Genomic DNA, 26,050 nt, shown 5'->3' with positions numbered 1-26,050 from the left:
CGCGATGCGGCCCGGAGGCCCTGCAAGGTAGAACATGACGGCCCTCGCAACACCACCGCCCGGCTGAGCCGGCGCGCCCCTTTCGTGACCGACCCGGTCGCTCCCCGCCGGTTACCGCCGGCGCTCCTCAGTCCAAATTTTCACGTAGCAACGCATCGACCATGTCCACTTCGCCCAAGATCATCTACACCCTCACCGACGAAGCGCCCGCGCTCGCGACCTATTCGCTGCTGCCGATCGTCAAGGCCTTCACGCGCTCGTCCGGCGTCGCCGTCGAAACGCGCGACATCTCGCTCGCCGGCCGCATCATCGCGGCATTTGCAGACGTCCTGCCGCCGGAGCAGAAGGGTTCCGACGATCTGGCCGAGCTGGGCCAGCTCACGCTGAAGCCGGAAGCGAACATCATCAAGCTGCCGAACATCAGCGCATCGGTGCCGCAGCTGAAGGCCGCGATCGCCGAGCTGCAGGCGCAGGGCTACACGCTGCCGGCCTACCCGGAAGATCCGTCGACGGACGAAGAGAAGGCGGTCAAGGCCCGCTACGACAAGATCAAGGGCAGCGCGGTGAACCCGGTGCTGCGCGAAGGCAACTCCGACCGCCGCGCGCCGCTGTCGGTCAAGAACTACGCACGCAAGCATCCGCACAAGATGGGTGCGTGGAAGGCCACGTCGAAGGCACACGTCGCGCACATGAGCGAAGGCGACTTCTACGGCAGCGAGAAGTCGGCGCTGATCGCCGATGCCGGCAGCGTGAAGATCGAACTCACGACGACCGACGGCGCGAAGAAGGTGCTGAAGGAAAAGACGGCCGTGAAGGCCGGTGAAGTGATCGACGCATCGGTGATGAGCCGCAACGCGCTGCGCAGCTTCATCGAAGCGCAGATCGCCGACGCGAAGGCGCAGGACGTGCTGTTCTCGGTGCACCTGAAGGCGACCATGATGAAGGTCTCGGACCCGATCCTGTTCGGTCACTTCGTGTCGGTGTTCTACCGCGACGCGCTCGCGAAGCACGCGGACGTGCTGGCGCAGGCCGGCTTCAACCCGAACAACGGGATCGGCGACCTGTACGCGCGCCTGAAGGACCTGCCGGCCGACACGCGCGAAGCGATCGAAGCCGACATCAAGGCCGAATACGCAGTGCGCCCGCGCCTCGCGATGGTCAACTCGGACAAGGGCATCACGAACCTGCACGTGCCGAGCGACGTGATCGTCGACGCGTCGATGCCGGCGATGATCCGCGATTCGGGCGGCATGTGGGGCCCGGACGGCGCGCTGTACGACGCGAAGGCCGTGATTCCGGACCGCTGCTACGCAGGCGTCTACCAGGCCGTGATCGAGGACTGCAAGCAACACGGCGCATTCGATCCGGTCACGATGGGCAGCGTGCCGAACGTCGGCCTGATGGCGCAGGCGGCTGAAGAATACGGTTCGCACGACAAGACCTTCCAGATCCCGGCGGACGGCGTCGTGCGCGTCACCGACGAAGCCGGCAACGTGCTGCTCGAGCACGCGGTCGAGTCGGGCGACATCTGGCGCATGTGCCAGACGAAGGACGCACCGGTGCAGGACTGGGTCAAGCTCGCGGTGAACCGCGCGCGCGCGACCGGCGCACCGGCCGTGTTCTGGCTCGATCCGGCGCGTGCGCACGATGCGCAGATCATCGCGAAGGTCGAACGCTACCTGAAGGATCACGACACGAACGGTCTCGACATCCGCGTGATGACGCCGGTCGAAGCGACGCGTTTCTCGCTCGAGCGCATCCGTGCGGGCAAGGACACGATCTCGGTCACCGGCAACGTGCTGCGCGACTACCTGACCGACCTGTTCCCGATCATGGAACTCGGCACCAGCGCGAAGATGCTGTCGATCGTGCCGCTGATGGCGGGCGGCGGGATGTTCGAAACGGGGGCGGGCGGCTCGGCGCCGAAGCACGTTCAGCAGTTCGTCGAGGAAGGCTTCCTGCGCTGGGATTCGCTCGGCGAATTCCTTGCACTGGCCGCGTCGCTCGAACACCTCGGCAACGCGTACCAGAACCCGAAGGCGGTCGTGCTCGCGAAGACGCTCGACCAGGCGACCGGCAAGTTCCTGGACGAGAACAAGTCGCCCGCGCGCAAGGTCGGCGGCCTCGACAACCGCGGCAGCCACTTCTACCTGTGCCTGTACTGGGCGCAGGCGCTGGCCGAGCAGACCGAGGATGCCGCGCTGAAGGCGCAGTTCGAAGGGGTCGCGAAGGCGCTGTCCGACAGCGAAGCGCGCATTCTCGAAGAACTGTCGGCCGCGCAGGGCAAGGCGCAGGCGATCGGCGGCTACTTCCGTCCGAACGTCGACCTGACGAGCCAGGCCATGCGCCCGAGCGCGACGCTGAACGGCATCGTCGACGCAGTCGCCTGACGCGGGCCGCGCATTCGCGCGAGCCAGGACGCGTGTCGACGCGGCGCGGTGAGCCGTTCGCCGCCCGACACACAATAAAAACGCCCCGGTCGCCCGGGGCGTTTTTCGTTGCAGGCTTGCCATTCAGACGTGAACGATTTCCCATTCGGCGATTTCGTGCGGCACCTCGAGCGTCGCGGTGTCCAGTTCGGACAGTTGCTCGCAGTCGCCGCGGGAGATGTGGTCGGCCGCGACTTCGGGGCACGAGAATGCGCCGAGCAGGGCGTTGCCGAACGTCGCTTCCCAGCCGCCGTTACCCGGCAGGATGTAGAACGACCCGAGCGCTGAACCAAAGCGAAATCCCTTCATTTCCGTTCTCCCTTTCTGATCACAAGCGATTCTGTTGTGCCGCCTGCCGGCTCGGCCGGCTGTGGCCCGACTGGCTGCTTGCGCCGGGTTCCGTATCGAACGTCGTGGCGAAGCGTCAGTGCATGGAACAAAGTCTACGTCTGCGACCCGGTTGGATGGTGCATGTAGAACGGCTTCTCGAAACAAAAATTCATGTTTAAAAACAATGAATTATTTTCGTCGTTTTGTATTGCGGAACGTTTTTCGGCATCGCGAAACGGGAAATTTGTGCCCTGCACCACGAATTTTTACAACGCAGAGACTTGTTCCACATCGTGAAAAATTGGCGATTTCGCCGATGGGCGGCGCGACGTGCACCGACGGGGTGGCGAACGGCGCGCGCAAAACGGGCGGCCGGATGCGGCAGCGGGCGTAATTCAGCGAACGAGCGAGGGGCGACGAAGGGCGGTACAAAGCCGCGCTGCGGCGTATCGCCGCCCGGCTGGTAGCGGCGTTTTTCGACAGGGGCCTGCGGTTATGATGACGCGGGCATCAGGTTTCGCGTCGCGCACGGCGGTCCAGCCGGCCGGCGCGTGCGTCGCGGTTGTCGCGCGACGCTGCATGGATAACGAGGATCGATTGATGATACGGAGAACCTTCCTGTCGCGCGCCATCGGTGTCGCGGCCGCGTCGCTGTTCGCGCGTACCGCGTGGGCGCAGCATGCCGGTCATGCGGGCATGGCCGGCATGGATTCGATGGACGACATGCCCGGCATGTCAGGGATGTCCGGCATGTCGGGGCACGCGCAGCACGGCAAGCCCGCACCGGCCGCACTCGCGGCCGCCGATGCGCTGCCGGCCGGTGCGCCGCTCGCGACGTTGCGTACGCTCGCGAACGAAAGCCGCGAACCCGGTACGTTCCGGGCCACGCTGGTCGCGCAGCCCGTCGCGCGCCCGATGCTGCGCGGCGCACGGCCGACCGCGTTCTGGCAGTTCGGGTCGAGCGCGCAGGGCCCCGTCGTCGGCCCGCTGATCGACGTGCGCGAGGGCGACACGGTCGAGATCAAATTCGTGAACAAGCTGCCGCAACCGTCGACGATCCACTGGCACGGCCTGCCGGTGCCGCCCGACCAGGACGGCAATCCGTCCGACCCCGTCGCGCCCGGCGCATCGCGCGTGTACCGCTTCACGCTGCCGAAGGGCAGCGCCGGCACCTACTGGTACCACCCGCATCCGCACATGATGACGGCCGAGCAGGTATTCCGCGGGCTGGCCGGCCCGTTCATCGTGCGCGCGGCGGACGATCCGCTCGCCGGCTGGCCCGAGCGCAACCTGTTCGTGTCGGACCTGAAGCTTGCACATGACGGCACGATTGCGCCGAACGACATGATGGACTGGATGAACGGCCGGGAAGGCCAGTTCGTGCTGGTCAACGGCGCGCGCCGGCCGCGCATCGACGTCGCCGGCGACGAACGCTGGCGCGTCTGGAACGCGTGCAGCGCGCGCTACCTGCGCGTTGCGTTCGACGACGGCCGTGCGTTCGAGCACGCGGGTACCGACGGCGGGCTGTTCGACGCGCCGCGCCGCGTGACGTCGCTGCTGATCGCGCCGGGCGAGCGCGCGGAACTGCTGGTGCGCGCCGGTGACCGGACGACGCGCGCGGTGCTGCAGGCAGCCGAGTACGACCGCCGCAAGATGGCGATGTCGCATGACGACGGTCACGGCAGCCTGCCGCCCGATCCGGCGCTGGCGCTGGCCGATGTCGCGTTTGCGCCCGCCGCCGCGCGCGCGTTGCCGGCCACGCTGCGCGCGGTGCCGCCGCTGGGTGAACCGGTGGCGCACAAGACGGTCGCGTTCGGCGAGGAAATGGACATGGACGCGATGATGAAGGGCGCGGCGCACGGCCGTCCGGCTGGCATGCGCTTCACGATCAACGGCGAGACCTACGCCGCGCACCGCGCGACGCTGACGAGCCGCCGTGGCGACGTCGAACGCTGGGAGATTCGCAATACCACCGACATGGATCACCCGTTCCACCTGCATGGCACGCAGTTCCAGGTGATCGAGCGCGCGTCGGGCGGCGCGCGCACGGCCGAACCGTTCCGCGCATGGCGCGATACGGTGAACGTACGCAGCGGCGAAACCGTGTCGATTCTCGTCACGCAAGACATGCCCGGAGAGCGCATGTTTCATTGCCACATTCTCGAACACGAGGATCTCGGCATGATGGGCACGCTGAAGGTCGTGTAACGAAGCCGGGAATATGTTTCACGTGCGGGATCGATATCCGATCTGCATGTGTGACAAGACAATGTGTGTTCAATTATCGGGATTGAACGAAAAGGCGGGCCAATCGATTATCGATTGGCCCGCCTCAAAAAAAGAAACCCGGCGCAATGCGCCGGGTTTCTTCGTCCGATATCCGATGCCTTTATGCGGCCTGGATGTTCGACGCTTGCTTGCCCTTCGGTCCTTGAACGACGTCAAAGCTCACCTTCTGGCCTTCCTTCAGCGTCTTGAAGCCATTCATGGTGATAGCCGAGAAGTGCGCAAACAGATCCTCACCGCCCTCGTCGGGAGTGATGAAACCGAAGCCCTTCGCGTCGTTGAACCACTTAACGATACCAGTTGCCATTTTCCTACTTCCCCTGTCACACAGTCGCTGCTACTTACCACGAGCACGCTCGAAAAGCTAAACGACTGGAAAATGCAGTCGTTCCCCCCTCACAAGCTCACCTCGGCCTCTTTCATTTCGCCAACCGGCGAGTTGAAAAAAGTGCCAGCTTGATTGTTGGCGCTCTTTATTGGAGTGTCAAGTGGAATTTTTAGACGTTTAGAGGGTCGTTGTAAAGAACCCATTTTCAGGGTTTTTCCGGCTTTGCTTTGCAGCATGTGGCCAAGCGCGAGGACTTGAAAAGCCGCATAATCGGCTCATATACCAGGCTCGAGTGACACGCGTTCGAGTCGTCCCGGCTTGTGGGATACTGGATGTGGACACGACGTCCCGGTGCAGTTCCCCCTCGACGGTTCGTGTTCCGCGCCACGCGTGAAAGCCGGCACCGCAGCCGGCTTTCGTATGGCGCGAAGACGATCGCGTGTTCCGGGATACCGGGGAGGGCGCCGGCCGGTCGGTCGGGTAATGGCAGGATTGCGGGCCTGTCCGAGTTGTTTAGAATGGGTGTATGGCGATTATCCCGGACAAGCAGGACAGTACCGTCCTGGAACGCAAGCAGCAGAAGCTCAAGCCGCCTTCGATGTACAAGGTGGTGCTGCTGAACGACGACTTCACGCCGATGGAATTCGTCGTGATGGTGGTCCAGGAGTATTTCAAGAAGGATCGCGAGACGGCCACGCAGATCATGCTGAAGGTCCATCGCGAAGGGCGAGGAGTTTGTGGGGTCTATACGCGGGACATCGCGTCGACCAAGGTTGAGCAAGTCGTTACCCATGCGCGGCAGGCCGGGCATCCGCTGCAGTGCGTGATGGAGGAAGCATGATTGCCCAGGAATTGGAAGTCAGCCTGCACATGGCGTTCATGGAAGCACGCCAGGCGCGCCATGAGTTCATTACGGTCGAGCATCTGCTGCTGGCCCTGCTGGATAATCCGACGGCAGCCGAGGTGTTGCGCGCGTGCGCGGCAAACATCGAGGACTTGCGTCAGAACCTGCGCAATTTCATCCACGACAACACACCTACCGTCCCGGGCACCGACGATGTCGATACCCAGCCGACGCTCGGTTTCCAGCGCGTGATCCAGCGCGCGATCATGCACGTCCAGTCGACGTCGAACGGCAAGAAGGAAGTCACCGGCGCGAACGTGCTGGTCGCGATCTTCGGCGAGAAGGATTCGCATGCCGTGTACTACCTGCAGCAGCAGGGCGTCACGCGTCTCGACGTGGTGAACTTCATTTCGCACGGCATCGCGAAGACGAACAACGGCGAAGCCGCGAAGTCGACCGACGCGAGCGCGGAAAGCGAAGACGCGAACGCGCAGAAGGAAACGCCGCTCGCGCAGTTCACGCAGAACCTGAACCAGATGGCGAAGGACGGCCGCATCGATCCGCTGATCGGGCGCGAGCCGGAGGTCGAGCGTGTGGTGCAGGTGCTGTGCCGTCGCCGCAAGAACAACCCGCTGCTCGTCGGCGAGGCTGGCGTGGGCAAGACCGCGATCGCCGAAGGGCTCGCGTATCGCATCACGCGCGGCGAAGTGCCGGACATCCTCGCGAACGCGCAGGTCTACTCGCTCGACATGGGCGCGCTGCTCGCGGGCACCAAGTATCGCGGCGATTTCGAGCAGCGTCTGAAGACGGTGCTGAAGGAGCTGAAGGAGCGCCCGCACGCGATCCTCTTCATCGACGAGATCCATACGCTGATCGGCGCGGGCGCCGCGTCGGGCGGCACGCTCGATGCGTCGAACCTGCTGAAGCCGGCGCTGTCGTCGGGCACGCTCAAGTGCATCGGCGCGACGACGTTCACCGAGTATCGCGGCATCTTCGAGAAGGATGCGGCGCTGTCGCGGCGCTTCCAGAAGGTCGACGTGTCGGAGCCGACCGTCGAGCAGACGGTCGCGATCCTGCGCGGGCTGAAGTCGCGCTTCGAGGAGCATCACGGCGTCAAGTATTCGTCGGGCGCCCTGTCGGCCGCGGCCGAACTGTCGGCGCGCTTCATCACCGACCGTCACCTGCCGGACAAGGCAATCGACGTGATCGACGAGGCCGGTGCCGCACAGCGCATCCTGCCGAAGTCGAAGCAGAAGAAGACGATCGGCAAGAGCGAGATCGAGGAAATCATCTCGAAGATCGCGCGCGTGCCGCCGCAAAGCGTGTCGCAGGACGATCGCAGCAAGCTGCAGACGCTCGACCGCGACCTGAAGAGCGTCGTGTTCGGTCAGGATCCGGCGATCGATGCGCTCGCAGCCTCGATCAAGATGGCGCGCGCGGGCCTCGGCAAGATGGACAAGCCGATCGGCGCGTTCCTGTTCTCCGGCCCGACGGGCGTCGGCAAGACCGAAGTGGCGCGCCAGCTCGCGTTCACGCTCGGCATCGAGCTGATTCGCTTCGACATGTCGGAATACATGGAGCGCCATGCGGTAAGCCGGCTGATCGGCGCGCCGCCGGGCTACGTCGGGTTCGACCAGGGCGGCCTGCTGACCGAAGCCGTCACGAAGAAGCCGCATTGCGTGCTGTTGCTCGACGAAATCGAGAAGGCGCATCCGGACATCTTCAACGTGCTGCTGCAGGTGATGGATCACGGCACGCTGACGGACAACAACGGCCGCAAGGCGGATTTCCGCAACGTCATCATCATCATGACGACGAACGCGGGTGCCGAGTCGATGCAGAAGGCGACGATCGGCTTCACGACGCGCCGCGAGACGGGCGACGAGATGACCGACATCAAGCGTCTGTTCACGCCGGAGTTCCGCAACCGCCTGGATTCGATCATCAGCTTCCGCTCGCTCGATGAGGAAATCATCATGCGCGTGGTCGACAAGTTCCTGATCCAGCTCGAGGAACAGCTGCACGAGAAGAAGGTCGATGCGCTCTTCACCGACGCGTTGCGCAAGCATCTCGCGAAGCACGGCTTCGACCCGCTGATGGGGGCGCGGCCGATGCAGCGGCTGATCCAGGACACGATCCGGCGCGCGCTGGCCGACGAACTGCTGTTCGGCAAGCTCGTCAACGGCGGTCACGTGACGGTCGACGTCGACGAAAGCGACAAGGTCCAGTTGTCGTTCGACAAGCTGGCGAATCCGCCGCACAAGCCGAACGAAGAGACGGTCGAAGTCGAGTAAGCGATAATTCGTTGTTCATGCGAACGGCGCGGGAAGTTCTCCGCGCCGTTTCGTTTTATCCGGCGCCGGCGGCGCGATGGTGGTGCAGGGGAGTGGTAACGCAGTGACACAACAACAACGGTCGTTCGACGCTATCGTCGCGCGCGAACAAGGGTTGCGCCACGCGCTCACGTCGGGGCAGATGGCGATGATCGCGATCGGCGGCGCGATCGGCACGGGGCTGTTCCTCGGCAGCGGGTTCGCGATCGGGCTCGCGGGCCCGAGCGTGCTCGTTTCCTATGCTATCGGCGCGCTGATCGCGCTGCTGCTGATGGGCGCGCTCGCGGAAATGACCGTCGCGCATCCGACGGCCGGCTCGTTCGGCGCGTACGCCGAGCACTACGTCGGCCCGCTCGCGGGCTTCCTGGTGCGCTATGCGTACTGGTTCGCGGTCGTGTTCGCGATCGGCACCGAAATCAGCGCGATCGCCGTGTTCATGAAGTACTGGTTCCCGGCCGTGCCCGGCTGGTACTGGGTGATTGGCTTTTCCGCGCTATTGATTGCCGTGAACCTCGCCAGCGTCACGCTGTACGGCACGGTCGAGTATGCGTTCTCGCTGCTGAAGATCGCGGCGATCGTCGTCTTCATCGTGCTCGGCGCGTATCTGGTCTGGTCGGCGCCGGCCGCATCGGGCGTCGGCTTCGCGAACTACACCGCGCATGGCGGCTTCATGCCGAAGGGGCCGTGGGGCACCTGGGTCGCGGTGATCGTCGCGATTTTCAGCTACATGAGCATCGAAGCCGTCGCGATCGCGGCTGGCGAGGCGCGCGATCCGCAGCACGCGGTCACGCGCGCGTTCCGCTCGACGGTGTTCCGGCTCGTGCTGTTCTACCTGCTGACGCTGTCGCTGATGCTCGCGATCGTGCCGTGGACGGCGGCCGGCACCGACGAAAGCCCGTTCGTGAAGGTGATGGCCGCGACGCATGTACCGTACGCGGCCGGCGTGATCAACTTCGTGCTGCTGATCGCGGCACTCTCGGCGATGAACAGCCAGCTCTACGTGACGACGCGGATGATGTTCAGCCTGTCGCGCGCGCGCCTTGCACCGGCGGTGTTCGGCCGGCTCGGCACGAACGGCGTGCCGCGTGCGGCGTTGTGGATCTCGACCAGCGGCGTCGCGGTCGCGGCCGTGCTGGTCGCGCTGGCGCCCGACACCGCGTTCACGGTGATGATGGCGATCGCGATGTTCGGCGCGCTGTTCACGTGGCTGATGATCTTCGTCACGCACCTGCGCTTCCGTTCGCGGTATCGCGGCCCGGCACTCGCGTTCCGGATGTGGGGGCACCCGTTCGGCAGCCTGCTTGGTGCCGGGCTCGTCGCGGCGATCCTGTTCACGACCGCGTTCACGCGCGAATTCCGGATGACGATGGTGGTCGGCGTCGTGTTCGTCGTGCTGCTGACGCTCGCGTACGCGCTGCATTACCGGCACGAACACGCCCGCTGACCCGCCGGCGTGGCAGCCGCGTCGCGCGTCACGCCGCTAAGGTTCCGTTAAGCCGGCGGCCGCTACATTCGATCCTGTCCGCAAGGCGGGCCGGCATGCGCCGGTTCGCCGCTTCCTGCAAATGGGGTTCGAATGAACAAACTTCCCGAAATCACGCTCGCGTTCTGGATCATGAAGATCTGTGCGACGACGCTCGGCGAAACCGGTGGCGACCTGCTGTCGATGACGCTGAACGTCGGCTACGCGGTCAGCTCGATCCTGCTGTTCGGTTTCTTTCTCGTGACGCTGGGCGCGCAGCTCAGGACGACGCGCTATCGTCCGGCGGTCTACTGGGCCGTGATCGTCGCGACGAGCACGGCCGGCACGACGATGTCCGACTTCATGGACCGGACGCTCGGCCTCGGCTACGCAGCCGGCTCGTCGATCCTCGTCGCGATCCTGCTGGCGATCTTCGCGGTCTGGCGCCTGAGCGGCGAATCGCTGTCGGTCGACCTGATCCGCACGCGCAAGGTCGAGCTGCTGTACTGGATCGCGATCCTGTTCTCGAACACGCTCGGCACCGCACTCGGCGACTTCCTCGCGGACAGCTCGGGGCTCGGCTTCGGCGGCGGCGCGCTGCTGATCGGCGGACTGCTGGCGGTGATCGTGCTCGCGCATTACTTCACGCGGATCTCCGGCGTGCTGCTGTTCTGGGCCGCATTCGTGCTCACGCGCCCGTTCGGTGCGACGGTCGGTGACCTGCTGACGAAGCCGGTCGAGAAGGGCGGCCTCGCGCTCGGTACGGTCGGCTCGTCTGCCGTGCTGCTCGGCGTGCTGGTCGCGATGGTGATCTACGCGAGCGTCGCGCAGGCGCGGCGCCGCGAACCGATGCCTGCGCGGATCGCGCAGCCGGTTGGCGAATGACGATGAACGGAAAAGAAAAAGGGGCCGAGAGGCCCCTTTTGGGTTGCGATGCCACTCAGTGGCGGCCGGTGCTGCCGAAGCCGCCTTCGCCCCGATCGCTCTCGGCGAAATCGGCGACGATGTTGAACTGCGCCTGCACGACCGGCACGATCACGAGCTGCGCGAGCCGCTCGAACGGGTTCAGCACGAACGCGGTCTGGCCGCGGTTCCACGTCGAGACCATCAGCTGGCCCTGGTAGTCGGAGTCGATCAGGCCGACGAGGTTGCCGAGCACGATCCCGTGCTTGTGGCCGAGGCCCGAGCGCGGCAGGATCAGCGCCGCATAGCCGGGATCGGCGAGATGGATCGCGAGGCCCGTCGGCACCAGCGTCGTTTCGCCCGGCTGCAGCGTGACCGGTGCGTCGAGGCACGCGCGCAGGTCGAGGCCCGCGCTGCCGGTGGTCGCGTAGGCGGGCAGGTAGTCGCGCATGCGCGCGTCGAGAATCTTCAGGTCGAGTTTCATGCGGTCGTCGAATCGGTCGGGAAGGGCGCAGCGGCAAGCGCCGCCGCGCGGGTGATCAGATCAGGCGGTTGTCGGGCAGGCGCTTCGCGATTTCCGCGACGAGCGCATGCGCGAGTTCGTCCTTCGGGGCGCGCGGCAGGCGCGTGAGGCCGGCTGCTTCGAACAGCACGACTTCGTTGTCGTCGCGGCCGAACGTCAGCGGGCCGAGGTTGCCGACGAGCAGCGGCACGTTCTTGCGCTTGCGCTTCTCGTCGCCGTGCACGTCGAGGTCGCCGCTTTCGGCCGCGAAACCGACGCAGAACGGCGGATCGGGCAGCGCCGCGACCGATGCGAGGATGTCCGGGTTCTCGACGAATGCGAGCGTCGGCATCTTGCGGTCGGCCGTCTTCTTCATCTTGTGCTCGGCCGGCTGGTCGACGCGCCAGTCGGCGACCGCGGCCACCGCGATGAAGATGTCGGCATCGTTGATCGCATGCATCACCGCGTCGTACATCTGCTGCGCGGTCTGCACGTCCTGTCGATAGACACCCCACGGCGTGTCGAGCGCGACCGGCCCCGCGACGAGATGCACGTCGGCGCCGGCCTGTTGCGCGGCGCGCGCGAGCGCGAAGCCCATCTTGCCGCTGGAACGGTTCGTGAGGCCGCGCACGGGGTCGAGCGGTTCGAACGTCGGCCCGGCCGTGATCAGCACGCGCCGGTGCGCGAGCACCTTCGGCGCGAAGTGCGCGACGATCGCTTCATAGATCGCCTCGGGCTCGAGCATGCGGCCGTCGCCGACTTCGCCGCACGCCTGCGCGCCCGAATCCGGGCCGAGCACGGATACACCATCTGCGCGCAGTTGCGCGGCGTTGCGCTGCGTGGCCGGGTTCTGCCACATCTGGCGGTTCATTGCGGGGACGACGAGCAGCGGACAGTCGCGTGCGACGCACAGCGTCGACAGCAGATCGTCGGCGAACCCGTGCGCAAGCTTCGCGAGGAAATCCGTCGACGCGGGCGCGATCACGATCGCGTCGGCTTCGCGCGACAGGTCGATGTGCGCCATGTTGTTGTCGATGCGCGCGTCCCACTGGCTCGTGTAGACGGGCCGGCCCGACAGCGCCTGCATCGTGACGGGCGTGATGAACTGGGTGGCGGCTTCGGTCATCGCGACCTGCACGGTCGCGCCGGCCTTCACGAGCAGCCGCGTGAGCTCGGCGATCTTGTAGCAGGCGATGCCGCCCGTCAGGCCGAGAACGAGGTGTTTTCCTGCGAGTTCTGCGTGTGCCAACTCAGGCCTCCAAGGGTCAAACGGAACGGCCGGCGCGAAGCCGGCCGTCGACGCCGAGTATGCGCGCTTAGCGCGAGCCGCGCACGCGGCGCAGTTCGTCGTAGATCAGCAGCACCGCACCGACCGTGATTGCGGAATCGGCGAGGTTGAACGCCGGGAAGTGCCAGGCGCCGAGGTGGAAATCGAGGAAGTCGATCACGTGACCGTAGACGAGCCGGTCGATCACGTTGCCGAGCGCGCCGCCGAGGATCATCGCGAGCGACAGGCTGAACAGCCGCTGCTGGCCGTGGCGCTTCAGCAGGAAGCAGATCACGAGCGTGGCGGCGATGCCGAGCGCGGTGAACGCCCAGCGCTGCCAGCCGCCGGCGGTCGACAGGAAGCCGAACGCGGCGCCGCGGTTGTACACCAGCACGAGGTTGAAGAACGACGTCAGCTCGTGCTGCGCGCCGTACGCGAACGTCTTCAGGATCGAGATCTTCGACAGCTGGTCGAACAGGATCACGATCAGCGAAATGCCGAGCCAGGGCGCAAGCGCGCCGCTGGCCGGTTTCGACAGGGTTTTCGCCATAGTTAAGCAGCGCTCCGGATTTCGCCGTTTTCGAACAGGTTGGAGAAGCAGCGGCCGCACAGCGTCGGATGATCGGCGTGCGTGCCGACATCGTCGCGGTAGTGCCAGCAGCGTTCGCACTTCTGGTACTTCGAGGCGGCCACGTCGACGCTTTCCTGCGCTTCGTCGTCGACCTTGACGACCGTCGCGGCTGACGTGATCAGCACGAACTTCAGGTCGTCGCCGAGGCTCGTGAGCGCGTTGTAGCGCGCGCCGCTCGCGTGCACGGTGACTTCAGCCTGCAGCGACGAACCGATGCGGTTCGCGGTGCGTGCTTCCTCGAGTGCCTTCGTCACGTTGCCGCGCACATCGCGCAGCAGCGCCCACTTCTCGATCAGCGCGGTCGAGCCGGCAACGTCCGGATACGCGTAGTAGGTTTCCGTGAAGATCGTGTCGCTGGCCGGCTGGAACACCTTCCACGCTTCTTCCGCCGTGAACGACAGGAACGGCGCGAGCACGCGCAGCAGGCCGTGCGTCAGGTGGTACAGCGCGGTTTGTGCGGAGCGGCGTGCGCGCGAATCGGCCGCGCTCGTGTACAGGCGGTCCTTCAGCACGTCGAGGTAGAAGCCGCCGAGATCTTCCGAGCAGTACGTCTGCAGCTTCGCGACGACCGGGTGGAATTCGTACTTCTCGTAGTGGCCGAGCAGTTCCGTCTGCAGCTGCTGCGAGAACGCGACCGCATAGCGGTCGATCTCGAGCCATTCTTCGACCGGCACCGCGTGCTGCGCGAAGTCGAAGTCCGACAGGTTCGCGAGCAGGAAGCGCAGCGTGTTGCGGATGCGGCGATAGCCTTCGGTCACGCGCTTCAGGATTTCCTCGGAGATCGCGAGCTCGCCCGAGTAGTCGGTCGATGCGATCCACAGACGGATGATTTCCGCGCCGAGGCGGTTCGCGACTTCATGCGGATCGATGCCGTTGCCGAGCGACTTGCTCATCTTGCGGCCTTCGCCGTCGACCGTGAAGCCATGCGTGAGCAGGCCCTTGTACGGCGCGCGGCCGTCGATCATCGACGCGGTCAGCAGCGACGAGTGGAACCAGCCGCGATGCTGGTCCGAGCCTTCGAGGTACAGGTCGGCCGGGAATTGCAGCTGATCCTTGTGCGAGCCGCGCAGCACGTGCCAGTGCGTCGTGCCCGAGTCGAACCACACGTCGAGCGTGTCGCGGTTCTTTTCGTACAGGTTCGCGTCGTCGCCGATCAGCTCGCGCGGGTCGAGCGACTGCCATGCCTCGATGCCCGACTGCTCGACGCGCTTCGCGACTTCCTCGAGCAGCTCGAGCGTGCGCGGGTGCAGCTCGCCGGTTTCCTTGTGCACGAAGAATGCCATCGGCACGCCCCACTGGCGCTGGCGCGACAGCGTCCAGTCGGGACGGTTCGCGATCATGCTGAACAGGCGCTGCTTGCCCCACGACGGGTAGAACGCGGTCGCGTCGACGCCTTCGAGCGCCGTTTCGCGCAGCGTCTTGCTGCCGTCGCGCGGCGTGACATCCATGCCGGCGAACCACTGCGACGTCGCGCGGTAGATGATCGGCGTCTTGTGGCGCCAGCAGTGCATGTAGCTGTGCGTGTACTTCTCGCTGCGCAGCAGCGAGCCGGCGGCATTCAGCGCGTCGACGATCTTCGGGTTTGCATCCCAGATCGACAGGCCGCCGAACAGCGGCAGCGATTCGATATAGCGGCCGTCGCCCATCACCGGGTTGATGAAGTCCGAATCGGTCATCCCGTGCGCCTTGCACGACATGAAGTCTTCGATACCGTATGCGGGCGACGAGTGCACGACGCCGGTACCCGTGTCGGTCGTCACGTAGTCGCCGAGGTAGACGGGCGCGGTACGCTTGTAGCCGGGGTGGGCCGATGCGAGCGGGTGGTGGAAGCGCAGGTTCGCGAGCTTCACGCCCGGCGCGGTCGCGACGACGCGGCCCGTCAGCTTGAAGTCGGTCATGCATGCTTCGACGCGCTCTTCCGCGATGATCAGCAGCCCGCGCTCGGTGTCGACCAGCGCGTAGACGATTTCCGGATGGAGGTTCAGCGCCTGGTTGGCCGGGATCGTCCACGGCGTGGTGGTCCAGATCACGATGCCGCCTTCGGCACGCGGCAGCGCCGGCAGGCCGAACGCCTGCGCGGTTTTTTCCGGTTCCGCGAACGCGAACATCACGTCGATCGTCGGATCGGTGCGGTCCTTGTACTCGACTTCCGCTTCGGCGAGCGCCGAGCCGCAATCGAAGCACCAGTTCACCGGCTTCAGCCCGCGGTACACGTAGCCCTTCTCGATGATCTTGCCGAGCGCGCGGATCTCTTCCGCCTCGTTCACGAAGTTCATCGTCTTGTACGGGTTGGCCCAGTCGCCGAGCACGCCGAGGCGCTTGAAGCCGACCTTCTGCTTCTCGATCTGCTCGGTCGCGTAGGCACGCGCCTTGCTCATCACTTCGGCCGCCGGCAGCGACTTGCCGAACTGCTTCTCGATCTGGATTTCGATCGGCATCCCGTGGCAATCCCAGCCCGGCACGTACGGCGCGTCGAAGCCGGCCATGTTGCGCGACTTGACGACGATGTCCTTCAGGATCTTGTTGACCGCGTGGCCGAGGTGGATGTCACCGTTCGCATACGGCGGGCCGTCGTGCAGGATGAACTTCGGCCGGCCCTTGCTGGCCTCGCGAATCTTCTCGTAGAGGCCGCGCTCTTCCCATTCCTTGACCCACTGCGGCTCGCGCTTGGGCAGGTCGCCGCGCATCGGGAACGGCGTGTCGAGCAGGTTGACCGGATACTTGGCCTGCGGTTTCGAATCGGCTTTCTTGTTGCTCATGATGGGATCGCTATCTAAATCGGGAGACGCTCGGGCGTCGTGAATCGGGGATGCGCGCGAGTGGGCGGCGCGAGGGTGCGGCGCCAGGCGCCGCCGTCCGGATCAGCTAATTCGGTCGGTGGCCGACGTCGAGAAGCCCGTGGCGCGGCTGCCCGGCGCACGGTCGCGCTCGATGAAATATGCGCGCGCATTCGCGACGTCCAGTGCGATCGCGCGCGATAGCGCCTCGAGATCGTCGAATTTCGCCTCGTCGCGCAGCTTCTTCAGGAATTCGACGCGGATGAGCTTGCCGTACGCGTCGCCATGCCAGTCGAGCAGGTGGACTTCGAGCAGCACGCGGCCCGAATCGTCGACGGTCGGGCGCAGGCCGAGGCTCGCGACGCCCGGCAGCGGCTCGGGGCCGAGGCCGTGCACCTGCACGACGAAGATGCCCGCAAGCGCCGGCCGCTTGTGCGCGATCGGCAGGTTCAGCGTCGGGAAGCCGAGGTCGCGGCCGAGCTTCAGCCCGTGTGCGACGTGGCCGCTGATCGCATAGCCGTGGCCGAGCGCCTGCGCGGCCGCGTCGAGATCGCCGGCCGCGAGCGCGGCGCGCACGCCGGAGCTGGAGATGCGCGTGCCGTCGCTGCCGGCCACCGTGCCCATCTGTTCGACTTCGAAACCGTGCTGCTCGCCGGCCGCCTTCAGCGTGTCGAACGTGCCCGCGCGTTTCGCGCCGTAGCAGAAATCGTCGCCGACCATCATCCAGCGCGTATGCAGCCCGTTCACCAGCGTGCGCTCGACGAACGCCTGCGGCGACTGGCTCGCGAACGTATGGTTGAAGTGCTCGACGACGACGCGGTCGACACCGTGATCGCGCAGCGCCTCGAGCTTGTCGCGCAGCATCGCGATGCGCGGCGGCGCACCGGCCGGGTTGAAGAATTCGCGCGGGTGCGGCTCGAACGTCATCACGCACACGGGCAGGCCACGCGCGTCCGCTGCCGCGCGCACGCGCGCGAGCAGGGCCTGGTGGCCGCGATGGACACCGTCGAAGTTGCCGATCGTCAGCGCGCACGGGGCGCGGCTCTCGGCGTTGGGCAGGCCGCGGAAGACTTTCACGATAGCGGATGCAGCGTCGGGGAATGGGCGGTGGGATGCCGCAAAGCAGAAGATTATAAACGTTCGGACGGGCCGGCGGCCGAGAAGGCGGGAAACGCGGGGGCGAATGGTAAAATTCGCGGATGAAAAAACTCGTGATCCTGATTTCCGGTCGCGGCAGCAACATGGAGGCCATCGTCCGCGCGTGCGCGCAGGAACGCTGGCCGGCCGAGATTGCCGCCGTGATCGCCAACCGGCCCGATGCGGCCGGGCTGGCCTTTGCCGCGTCGCACGGGGTGGCGACGGCGGTGGTCGACCACCGGTCGTTCGACGGCCGCGACAGCTTCGACGCGGCGCTCGCCGCCGAGATCGACCGTTTCGCCCCCGATCTCGTCGTGCTCGCCGGCTTCATGCGCATCCTGACGCCCGCATTCGTCAGACGATATGAGGGCCGGCTGCTGAACATCCATCCGTCGCTGCTGCCGAGCTTCAAGGGCATCCATACGCATCAGCAGGCGCTCGACGCGGGCGTCGCGCTGCATGGCGCAAGCGTGCATTTCGTCATTCCCGAGCTCGACAGCGGCGCGATCGTCGCGCAGGGCGCGGTGCCCGTGCGCGCGGGCGACGACGCGGCCGCGCTCGCGCAGCGCGTGCTGGCGGTCGAACATGTGCTGTATCCGCGCGCGGTGCGCTGGTTCGTCGACGGGCGTCTGCGCCTCGAGAACGGCCGTGCAGTGGTCGCGCCGGAAGAAGCGCGCTGGATTTTCGCGGATCAACCGCATACCGAAACGAGTGAGGGCGTATGAAGCTGCACGGATTCCTGATTGGCCAGACCGAGACTTTGCTGGCCGAGGTGCTGAAGTTCGCCGGCCCCGCCGACGCGACGACGAGCCGGTTCTTCCGCGCGCACCCGAAGCTCGGGCATGCGGAGCGCGGCGTGATTGCCGAGGCCGTGTTCGCGGTGCTGCGCCGGAAGATGGAGTTTTCGCATCTCGCCGAGAGCGGCACCGGTACGCCCGCGCGGCGCCTCACGCTGCTCGGCCTGATGCAGACGGCCGGCCGCAACGCGCTGAGGCCGTTCCTGTCCGACGTCGAGTCCGCGTGGCTCGAACACGTGTCGAAGATCGATCCGGCCAGCCTGCCGGTGCGCGTGCGCACGAACCTGCCAGACTGGATCCACCAGGCGCTGTCGGCCCGTTTCGATGCCGAGGAGCTCGCGCAGCTCGCCGCCGCGCTGAACTACCCGGCGCCGCTCGATCTGCGCGCCAACGCGCAGAAGGCGACCCGCGACCAGGTGATCGACGCGCTGCGTGCGAACGGCATCGATGCGGGCGCGATGCCGTTCGCGCCGTTCGGCGTGCGTGTCGTCGGCAAGCCGGCGTTGACGCGCCTGAAGCTGTTCGAGGAAGGCCAGATCGAGGTGCAGGACGAAGGCAGCCAGCTGCTGTGCTCGCTCGTTGCGCCGCGCCGCGGCGAGATGATCGTCGACTTCTGCGCGGGCGCGGGCGGCAAGACGCTCGCGCTGGGCGCGATGATGCGCTCGACCGGGCGCCTCTATGCGTTCGACGTGTCGGAGAAGCGCCTCGCGAAGCTGAAGCCGCGCCTCGCGCGCAGCGGGCTGTCGAACGTGAACCCGGTGCTGATCGACAGCGAGCACGATGCGAAGATCAAGCGGCTCGCCGGCAAGATCGACCGCGTGCTGGTGGACGCGCCGTGCAGCGGCCTCGGCACGCTGCGCCGCAATCCGGACCTGAAGTGGCGCCAGACGCGCACGGCGATCGACGAGCTGACGCCGAAGCAGGCGTCGATCCTCGCGAGCGCCGCGCGCCTCGTGAAGAAGGGTGGCCGGCTCGTCTACGCGACCTGCAGCGTGCTCGACGCCGAGAACGAGCGGATCGTCGAACAGTTCCTGGCCGATCATCCCGAGTTCGTGCTGGTGCCGGCGCAGCAGGTGCTGGCCGAACAGCGCATCGAGATCGAGACGGGTGACTACCTGTCGCTGTGGCCGCATCGTCACGCGACCGACGGCTTCTTCGCCGCGGTGCTCGAACGGCGCGCCGCGCAGTAACGACGGCCCGGACGGACGATGGACAATCTGCAGAGCCGCCTGCTGTCGCACCGGCTGGCATCGGTCATTCGTGACTTCCACCAGCCGGTGATGATCTGGCAGGCGGCGATCCTCGTCGGCGCGCTGTGTTTCGCATGGCTGGTCGCGCGCTTCGTGCACGGCCGCATCGATGCGCGTCGCCGGGCGGCCGGCCGCGCGCCCGGCGCGGGCGCGCAAAGCCTGAAGCGCGCGCTGTTCCCGCTGTTCGGCAGTGTGTTCGTCGGTGGCGCGCAGCTGGCGTTCGACCCGTTCATGTCGACGTCGCTGCTGTCGCTCGCGCTCGTGCCGTTGTTCGGTATCGGGCTGATCTACGTGCTGTTCTTCTTCGCGCGGCGTGTGTTCGCGCGCGACGGCCACACGCATGCGTGGCTGTCGATCGTCGAGAAGATCGTATCGACCGTCGTGTGGGCCGCGATGGTGCTGACGGTGCTCGGCATCCAGCGCGACGTGCTCGGCTGGCTCGACAGCGTGCAGTTCCGCGTCGCGAACGCGCACCTCACGCTGCTGTCGGTGATCTCCGGCGCGCTGTGGGTGTGCGTGACGCTGATGGTTGCGATGTGGCTCGGCTCGGTGCTCGAGGATCGCCTCACGCGCGCGAGCACGCTCGACGCGAACCTGAAGGTCGTGCTGTCGCGGGTCGGCCGCGCGCTGCTGGTGTTCGCGGCGATCCTGATCGGGCTGTCGCTGGTGGGCATCGACGTGACGGTGCTCGGCGTGTTCGGCGGCGCGGTGGGTGTCGGTCTCGGCTTCGGGCTGCAGAAGATCGCGAGCAACTACGTGTCGGGCTTCATCATCCTGCTCGACCGCTCGCTGCGGCTCGGCGACGCGATCAGCGTCGGCGGGCTGCAGGGCGTCGTCACGCAGATCCGCACGCGCTACACGGTCGTGCGCGGCCTCGACGGCAACGAAACGCTGATCCCGAACGAGAAGCTGATCACCGACGTCGTGCAGAACCAGTCGTCGTACCTGACGCGCGGTTATGCGAAGGTCGCGGTGCAGGTGGCGTACACGAGCGACGTCGAGCATGCGCTCGCGCTGCTCGCCGACGCGGCGAAGGGCGTGCCGCGCGTGCTGGCGGAGCCCGCGCCGACGCCGTATCTGGTGAGTTTCGGCGCGGACGGGATCGACCTGGAGCTCGGCTTCTGGATCGAGGATTCCGCGAAAGGCACGTCGGGCGTGCGTTCGAGCGTGAACCGCAACATCTGGCGGCTGTTCAGCGAGCACGGGATCTCGATTCCGTTTCCGCAACGGGAAGTGCGGGTGGTCGGGTTGCCGGACGGTTTTTCTGCCGCGGGTGCGGTGGCCGGGCCCGATTCCGCGGCCGCGAACGGTGCGGTGGACGGGCGCACACCGGCTGCGTAGCGCGCGCCGGCCGTCAAATGGTTTGACCCCGCGGCCGGAACCGGATCGCGGGCCTTTCCAAGTCCGCCCGTGGACTGTGCCAGTTGCGCCAGGGCAAGAAAATATTCATTTTTTACAAAGACTTGGAACGGTTGAAGTAAAATTCAAGTCTATACGCGGTATGCTTTCATTTTTCTGACGCTTGGCGCGAGCCGGCGTCGCTCTCATCACAGGTAACTGCCTTGTTGAATTCCCTGCTCGATTTTCTTTCCCACGGGCTCCTGCATTTTTCGTGGTGGCAGGTCGCGCTGTTCGCGCTCGCCGTCACGCACGTCACGATTATCGGCGTGACAGTCTATCTGCATCGCTGCCAGGCGCACCGCGCGCTGGAACTGCATCCGATCGCGAGCCACTTCTTCCGCCTGTGGCTGTGGATGACGACCGGCATGCTGACGGGGCAATGGGCCGCGATTCACCGCAAGCACCATGCGAAGTGCGAGACCGAGGAAGATCCGCACAGCCCGCAGACGCGCGGCATCTGGAAGGTGTTCCTCGAAGGCGCGGAACTGTATCGCGCGGAAGCGAAGAACGAAGAGACGATGCGCAAGTTCGGCCACGGCACGCCGAACGACTGGCTCGAGCGCAATCTCTATTCGAAGTACCCGATCCTCGGCATCAGCATGATGATGGTGATCGACGTCGCGCTGTTCGGCGTGCTCGGCCTCACCGTGTGGGCCGTGCAGATGGTCTGGATTCCGTTCTGGGCGGCTGGCGTCGTCAACGGCTTCGGTCACTTCTGGGGCTATCGCAACTTCAACTCGGCCGACGCGAGCACGAACCTGTTCCCGTGGGGCATCGTGATCGGCGGTGAAGAGCTGCACAACAACCACCACACGTTCGCGACGTCGGCCAAGCTGTCGAACAAGTGGTACGAGTTCGACATCGGCTGGATGTACATCCGCATCATGTCGGCGTTCGGTCTCGCGAAGGTGAAGAAGGTTGCGCCGACGCCGCGCCTGAACAAGCCGAAGACGGTGCTCGACCAGGAAACGCTGCAGGCCGTGCTGTCGAACCGCTACGAAGTGATGGCGCGCTACGGCAAGGCCGTGAAGCGTGCGTACCGCCAGGAGCTCGCGCACCTGAAGGAACTCGGTTCGAGCGAGAAGTACCAGCTGATGCGCGGCGCGCGCAAGTGGTTCCACAAGGATGCCGACGGCCTCGACGAGCCGCAGAAGAAGCTGCTGCCGGAAATCTTCGCGAACAGCCAGAAGCTGCACACGTATTTCCAGCTGCGTCAGGATCTGGCCGCGATCTGGGATCGTTCGACCGCGTCGCGCGAACAGCTTCTCGCGCAATTGCAGGATTGGTGCCATCGCGCAGAACAAAGCGGCATCAAGGCGCTGCAGGAATTCGCGACGCGCCTGCGCCGCTACGCCTGATTCGAAATCGATTAGAATCTCAGGACGTCACAAACCCCGCGTTGGCGGGGTTTTTTCATTTGGGCTGCCGGTTTTTGATGGGCGTCGGCAGGGCGGAATTTGTATGACCAGAGGATGGGGCTGGGGCCGGCGCTGAAGCGCCAACTTCGGCCGACAGGAGATATGGAGATGCAATCGACGATCAAACCCGTCGAGTACGACCGGCCCGTCGCAGCAGGGACCGTGTGCGGCGTGGGGCAGGCATGGGCCAAGGTGCCCGACGCGCCGTCCGCCGAGGAGCGCGCTGCACTGAAGGCGCGCATCAAGGCGCTGCTCGTCCGTGAAAAAGCCGTGCTGGTCGCCCACTACTACGTGGATGCCGAACTACAGGAACTGGCCGACGAAACGGGCGGGTGCGTTGCCGATTCGCTCGAGATGGCCCGCTTCGGCCGCGATCACGACGCGCAGACGCTGGTCGTCGCCGGTGTGCGCTTCATGGGCGAAACCGCGAAGATCCTGAGCCCGAACAAGCGGATCCTGATGCCCGACCTCGACGCGACCTGCTCGCTCGACCTCGGCTGCCCGGTCGACGAATTCTCGGCGTTCTGCGATGCCCATCCGGACCGTACCGTCGTCGTCTACGCGAACACCAGCGCGGCCGTGAAGGCGCGCGCGGACTGGATGGTCACGTCGTCGATCGGCCTCGAGATCGTGGCCGACCTGCACGCGCGCGGCGAAAAGATCATCTGGGCGCCGGACCGCCATCTCGGCAGCTATATCCAGAAGAAAACCGGCGCAGACATGCTGTTGTGGCAGGGCTCGTGCCTCGTCCACGACGAGTTCAAGGGCATCGAGCTCGACCTGCTGCGTGCCGAATATCCGGACGCGAAAGTGCTCGTCCATCCCGAGTCGCCGGAAAACGTCGTCGCGCAAGCCGATGTCGTCGGTTCGACCACGCAACTGATCGATGCGGCCGTCAAGTTCGACGCGAAGCACTTCATCGTCGCGACCGATCTCGGCATTCTGCACAAGATGCAGCTGGCCGCGCCCGGCAAGACCTTCATCGCCGCGCCGACGGCCGGCAACAGCGCGACCTGCAAGAGCTGCGCGCACTGTCCGTGGATGGCGATGAACGGCCTCGCGAACCTCGCCGACGTGCTCGAACGCGGCCACAACGAGATCTTCGTCGATCCCGCGATCGGCGAGCGTGCGCGTTTGCCGATCGACCGGATGCTCGAATTCGCGGCTGCGCACAAGAAGCGCGTGCAGGCGAGCGGCGATCTGCAGCGCGACCAGCAACTGTTTGCGAACGTGGGGGCGGCATGACGAGCGCCGTCTCCCCGCTGTTCGGCATCGTCCGCGAGCAATACGGCGCGGCATTCGATGACGCGATCGCGCGCAACGTGGCCGACGCGATCGCGGAAGATGTCGGCGCCGGCGACCAGACCGGGCGGCTCGTGCCGGCCGGCGGGCGTCGCCGCGCACGCATCATCGTGCGTGAAGAAGCCGTGCTGTGCGGCGTGCCGTGGTTCGAGGCGGTGATCGCCCGGATCGATCCGTCGATCACCGTGCAATGGCACTATCGCGAAGGCGACCGGATGACGTCCGGTTCGACCGTCTGCGAACTCGACGGGCCGGCGCGCGCGCTGCTGACGGCCGAGCGCAACGGGCTGAATTTCCTGCAGCTGCTGTCGGGTGTTGCGACCGCGACACGCCGTTATGTCGATCGCGTCGAAGGCACACGCGCGAAGATCCTCGATACGCGCAAGACGCTGCCGGGCCTGCGGCTCGCGCAGAAGTACGCGGTCCGCGTCGGCGGCGGCGAGAACCAGCGTCTGGCGCTGTACGACGGCATCCTGATCAAGGAAAACCACATCGCGGCGGCGGGCGGTGTCGGCGAGGCGCTCGAGGCGGCATTCGCGCTGGAGTCGGGCGTGCCGGTGCAGGTCGAGGTCGAAACGCTCGCGCAGCTCGACACGGCGCTCGCACATCGTGCGCAGTCGGTGCTGCTCGACAACTTCACGCTCGACATGATGCGCGAAGCGGTGCGCGTGGCGAATGGCAAGGCCGTGCTCGAAGTATCGGGCGGCGTCAATTTCGATACGGTACGCGCATTCGCGGAGACGGGTGTCGACCGCATCTCGATCGGCGCGCTGACGAAGGACGTCCGCGCGACGGACTATTCGATGCGGATCGTCGACTGACCGAACGCCGTCCGATCGGACAAAAAAGCCGCTGGCGCGCAAACGCCAGCGGCTTTTTTCTGGTGCGCTCCCGGCCGCAGCCGGGAAGGGCGTGCGTTCAGCGGCGCGCGCGCGGCGTGAGCACGCTCGGCAATGCCTTCGGCAACGTGTGCGGCCAGTCGCGGCTGTAGTGCAGCCCGCGGCTTTCGCGACGCGAGTGCGCGCTCTTCACGATCAGCGTCGCCACGTCGACGAGATTGCGCAGTTCGAGCAGGTCGCGCGTCACGCGGAAGTTCGCGTAGTACTCGTGGATTTCGTCGCGCAGCAGCGACAGTCGATGCTTCGCGCGTTCGAGACGCTTGTCGGTACGCACGATGCCGACGTAGTTCCACATCAGGCGCCGCAGTTCGTCCCAGTTGTGCGCGACGACGACTTCTTCGTCCGCATCCGATACGCGGCTTTCGTCCCAGGCGGGCAGCGTGGACGGTGTGTCGGCATCGAAGCCGGCTGCCTCGATTGCCTCGGCTGCCGCGCGGCCGATCACGAGACATTCGAGCAGCGAGTTGCTCGCCAGCCGGTTCGCGCCGTGCAGCCCCGTGTACGATGTTTCGCCGACCGCATACAGGCCCGCGAGATCGGTGCGCCCGGCGAGATCGGTGACGACGCCGCCGCACGTATAGTGCGCGGCCGGCACGACGGGGATCGGTTCTTTCGCGATGTCGATACCGAATTCGAGGCAGCGCGCATGGATCGTCGGGAAGTGTTCGCGCAGGAACGCTTCCGGCTGGTGGCTGATGTCGAGGTACACGCAGTCGATCCCGCGCTTCTTGATCTCGAAGTCGATCGCGCGCGCGACGATGTCGCGCGGTGCGAGCTCGGCGCGCGGATCGTGCGCCGGCATGAAGCGGGTACCGTCGGGCAGCTTCAGCAAGCCGCCTTCGCCGCGCACGGCCTCCGAAATCAGGAACGATTTCGCATACGGATGGAACAGGCAGGTCGGGTGGAACTGGATGAATTCCATGTTCGACACGCGGCAGCCCGCGCGCCACGCCATTGCGATGCCGTCGCCGGTCGCGGTGTCGGGATTCGTCGTATACAGATAGACCTTGCCGGCGCCGCCCGTGGCGAGCACGGTGTGCGGCGCCTCGATCGTGATCGTGCGATCGTTGTCGACGTCGAGCGCATACAGGCCGTGACAGCGGCGGCCGGGCAGGCCGAGCCGGTTCGACGTGATCAGGTCGATTGCGTGGTGGTTCTCGAAGAACGTGATGTTCGGATGCTGGCGTGCGCGTTCCGACAGCGTCGCGAGCACCGCATGGCCGGTTGCGTCGGCCGCGTGGATGATCCGGCGGTGACTATGGCCGCCTTCGCGCGTCAGGTGAAAGCCGAGCTCGGCCGCGTCGTCCTTCGTGAACGGCACGCCTTGCGAGATCAGCCATTCGATCGCTTCGCGGCCGTGCTCGACGATGTAGCGCGTCGCGCCTTCGTCGCACAGGCCGCCACCGGCGACCAGCGTGTCGTCGACATGGTTCTCGATACTGTCCGCCGAGTCGAGGACGGCTGCGATGCCGCCTTGCGCGTTATCGCTTGCCCCCTCCATCATCGAACGTTTCGCGATCAGCGCGACGCGTCGCGTGCTGGCCAGATTGAGTGCGACCGACAGCCCTGCCAGGCCGCTGCCGACGATCGCCACGTCGAATTTCATGCTGCATCTCCATCGTTACGCTTTTGATCTTGTGCGTTCCGGCGGCCGTGGCCGCGGAAAGGGGAGAGCATACCGCGTCGCGCTCGAGCGTGCGCGCAAAACAAAAAGCCCCGCAAGAGCGGGGCTTTTCGGTCGCCGTCAGGCTGGC

Annotated in this window: 21 protein-coding genes; 12 read left to right on the top strand and 9 right to left on the bottom strand. The window is 65.9% G+C overall.

The features are described 5' to 3' along the window. The first annotated feature begins 161 nt into the window (after positions 1–161). Complete coding sequence (locus BLA15945_RS17095) at positions 162–2,390, top strand: NADP-dependent isocitrate dehydrogenase (protein WP_174992981.1); 2,229 nt, start codon at positions 162–164, stop codon at positions 2,388–2,390. A 123-nt stretch (positions 2,391–2,513) separates the two neighbouring features. Here the strand turns inward: BLA15945_RS17095 and BLA15945_RS17090 are convergent, their stop codons facing one another. Then, positions 2,514–2,738, bottom strand: a complete 225-nt coding sequence (locus tag BLA15945_RS17090; RefSeq protein WP_006490888.1) for a hypothetical protein — start codon at positions 2,736–2,738, stop codon at positions 2,514–2,516. A gap of 621 nt (positions 2,739–3,359) precedes the next feature. Between BLA15945_RS17090 and BLA15945_RS17085 the strand changes: the two genes are divergently transcribed. Continuing rightward, the gene (locus tag BLA15945_RS17085) at positions 3,360–4,967 is read left to right on the top strand and encodes a multicopper oxidase family protein (protein WP_174992980.1); all 1,608 of its coding nucleotides are present in this window, start codon (positions 3,360–3,362) and stop codon (positions 4,965–4,967) included. A 181-nt stretch (positions 4,968–5,148) separates the two neighbouring features. Here BLA15945_RS17085 and BLA15945_RS17080 read toward each other — a convergent pair whose 3' ends face one another. Beyond that, positions 5,149–5,352: a cold-shock protein gene (locus tag BLA15945_RS17080; RefSeq protein ID WP_006478030.1), complete on the bottom strand. Its 204-nt coding sequence runs from the start codon at positions 5,350–5,352 to the stop codon at positions 5,149–5,151. 89 nt (positions 5,353–5,441) lie between these two features. Then, entirely contained in the window at positions 5,442–5,609 is a 168-nt protein-coding gene (locus BLA15945_RS17075; protein ID WP_155627118.1) for a hypothetical protein, read from the bottom strand. Between the two features lie 290 nt (positions 5,610–5,899). Here BLA15945_RS17075 and clpS point away from each other — a divergent pair, with 290 nt between their 5' ends. From clpS to BLA15945_RS17055, 4 genes are all read left to right on the top strand, one after another. Beyond that, the gene (gene clpS / locus BLA15945_RS17070; protein ID WP_006398529.1) at positions 5,900–6,214 is read left to right on the top strand and encodes an ATP-dependent Clp protease adapter ClpS; all 315 of its coding nucleotides are present in this window, start codon (positions 5,900–5,902) and stop codon (positions 6,212–6,214) included. Further along, positions 6,211–8,511, top strand: coding sequence for an ATP-dependent Clp protease ATP-binding subunit ClpA (gene clpA, locus BLA15945_RS17065; protein WP_059233399.1), 2,301 nt, complete (start codon positions 6,211–6,213; stop codon positions 8,509–8,511). Before clpS ends, clpA begins: the two co-directional genes overlap by 4 nt. A gap of 103 nt (positions 8,512–8,614) precedes the next feature. Continuing rightward, entirely contained in the window at positions 8,615–9,994 is a 1,380-nt protein-coding gene (locus BLA15945_RS17060) for an amino acid permease (RefSeq protein WP_059236641.1), read from the top strand. Between the two features lie 132 nt (positions 9,995–10,126). After that, positions 10,127–10,897, top strand: coding sequence for a COG4705 family protein (locus BLA15945_RS17055; protein ID WP_174992979.1), 771 nt, complete (start codon positions 10,127–10,129; stop codon positions 10,895–10,897). A 55-nt stretch (positions 10,898–10,952) separates the two neighbouring features. On the opposite strand, the gene dut is transcribed toward BLA15945_RS17055, so the two are convergent. From dut to BLA15945_RS17030, 5 genes are all read right to left on the bottom strand, one after another. Continuing rightward, complete coding sequence (dut, locus tag BLA15945_RS17050; RefSeq protein ID WP_059233401.1) at positions 10,953–11,399, bottom strand: dUTP diphosphatase; 447 nt, start codon at positions 11,397–11,399, stop codon at positions 10,953–10,955. A 55-nt stretch (positions 11,400–11,454) separates the two neighbouring features. Continuing rightward, a complete protein-coding gene (gene coaBC, locus BLA15945_RS17045; RefSeq protein WP_059233402.1) occupies positions 11,455–12,666 on the bottom strand; it encodes a bifunctional phosphopantothenoylcysteine decarboxylase/phosphopantothenate--cysteine ligase CoaBC in 1,212 nt (403 codons plus the stop codon). Positions 12,667–12,733: 67 nt separating this feature from the next. Beyond that, a complete protein-coding gene (gene lspA / locus BLA15945_RS17040) occupies positions 12,734–13,234 on the bottom strand; it encodes a signal peptidase II (protein ID WP_059233403.1) in 501 nt (166 codons plus the stop codon). 2 nt (positions 13,235–13,236) lie between these two features. Further along, positions 13,237–16,074 (bottom strand): isoleucine--tRNA ligase, encoded by a 2,838-nt coding sequence (gene ileS, locus BLA15945_RS17035; RefSeq protein ID WP_174992978.1) that lies wholly within the window; start codon positions 16,072–16,074, stop codon positions 13,237–13,239. Between the two features lie 102 nt (positions 16,075–16,176). Then, positions 16,177–17,169 (bottom strand): bifunctional riboflavin kinase/FAD synthetase, encoded by a 993-nt coding sequence (locus BLA15945_RS17030; RefSeq protein ID WP_059233405.1) that lies wholly within the window; start codon positions 17,167–17,169, stop codon positions 16,177–16,179. Positions 17,170–17,291: 122 nt separating this feature from the next. On the opposite strand from BLA15945_RS17030, the gene purN reads away from it, so the two are divergent. The 6 genes from purN to nadC all read left to right on the top strand — a co-directional run bounded on the left by purN (position 17,292) and on the right by nadC (position 24,218). Further along, positions 17,292–17,954, top strand: coding sequence for a phosphoribosylglycinamide formyltransferase (gene purN, locus BLA15945_RS17025; protein ID WP_059233406.1), 663 nt, complete (start codon positions 17,292–17,294; stop codon positions 17,952–17,954). After that, positions 17,951–19,216, top strand: coding sequence for an RsmB/NOP family class I SAM-dependent RNA methyltransferase (locus tag BLA15945_RS17020; protein ID WP_059233407.1), 1,266 nt, complete (start codon positions 17,951–17,953; stop codon positions 19,214–19,216). The genes purN and BLA15945_RS17020 overlap by 4 nt, the downstream gene beginning before the upstream one ends. Positions 19,217–19,234: 18 nt before the next feature. After that, entirely contained in the window at positions 19,235–20,617 is a 1,383-nt protein-coding gene (locus BLA15945_RS17015; RefSeq protein WP_174992977.1) for a mechanosensitive ion channel family protein, read from the top strand. 221 nt (positions 20,618–20,838) lie between these two features. Further along, positions 20,839–22,035: a DesA family fatty acid desaturase gene (locus BLA15945_RS17010; protein WP_059233409.1), complete on the top strand. Its 1,197-nt coding sequence runs from the start codon at positions 20,839–20,841 to the stop codon at positions 22,033–22,035. Between the two features lie 168 nt (positions 22,036–22,203). Continuing rightward, on the top strand, positions 22,204–23,340 hold the full coding sequence (gene nadA, locus BLA15945_RS17005; protein WP_059236643.1) for a quinolinate synthase NadA: 1,137 nt from the start codon (positions 22,204–22,206) through the stop codon (positions 23,338–23,340). Further along, the gene (nadC, locus tag BLA15945_RS17000) at positions 23,337–24,218 is read left to right on the top strand and encodes a carboxylating nicotinate-nucleotide diphosphorylase (RefSeq protein WP_174992976.1); all 882 of its coding nucleotides are present in this window, start codon (positions 23,337–23,339) and stop codon (positions 24,216–24,218) included. Before nadA ends, nadC begins: the two co-directional genes overlap by 4 nt. A gap of 97 nt (positions 24,219–24,315) precedes the next feature. Here the strand turns inward: nadC and nadB are convergent, their stop codons facing one another. Next, positions 24,316–25,902, bottom strand: coding sequence for an L-aspartate oxidase (nadB, locus tag BLA15945_RS16995; protein ID WP_059233411.1), 1,587 nt, complete (start codon positions 25,900–25,902; stop codon positions 24,316–24,318). Between the last annotated feature and the right edge of the window lie 148 nt (positions 25,903–26,050).

It is taken from the genome of Burkholderia arboris, from assembly GCF_902499125.1.
Classification (GTDB): Bacteria; Pseudomonadota; Gammaproteobacteria; order Burkholderiales; family Burkholderiaceae; genus Burkholderia; species Burkholderia arboris.
Note: the sequence above shows the minus strand (reverse complement) of the source record. Positions and strands in the feature narration are given on the sequence as shown.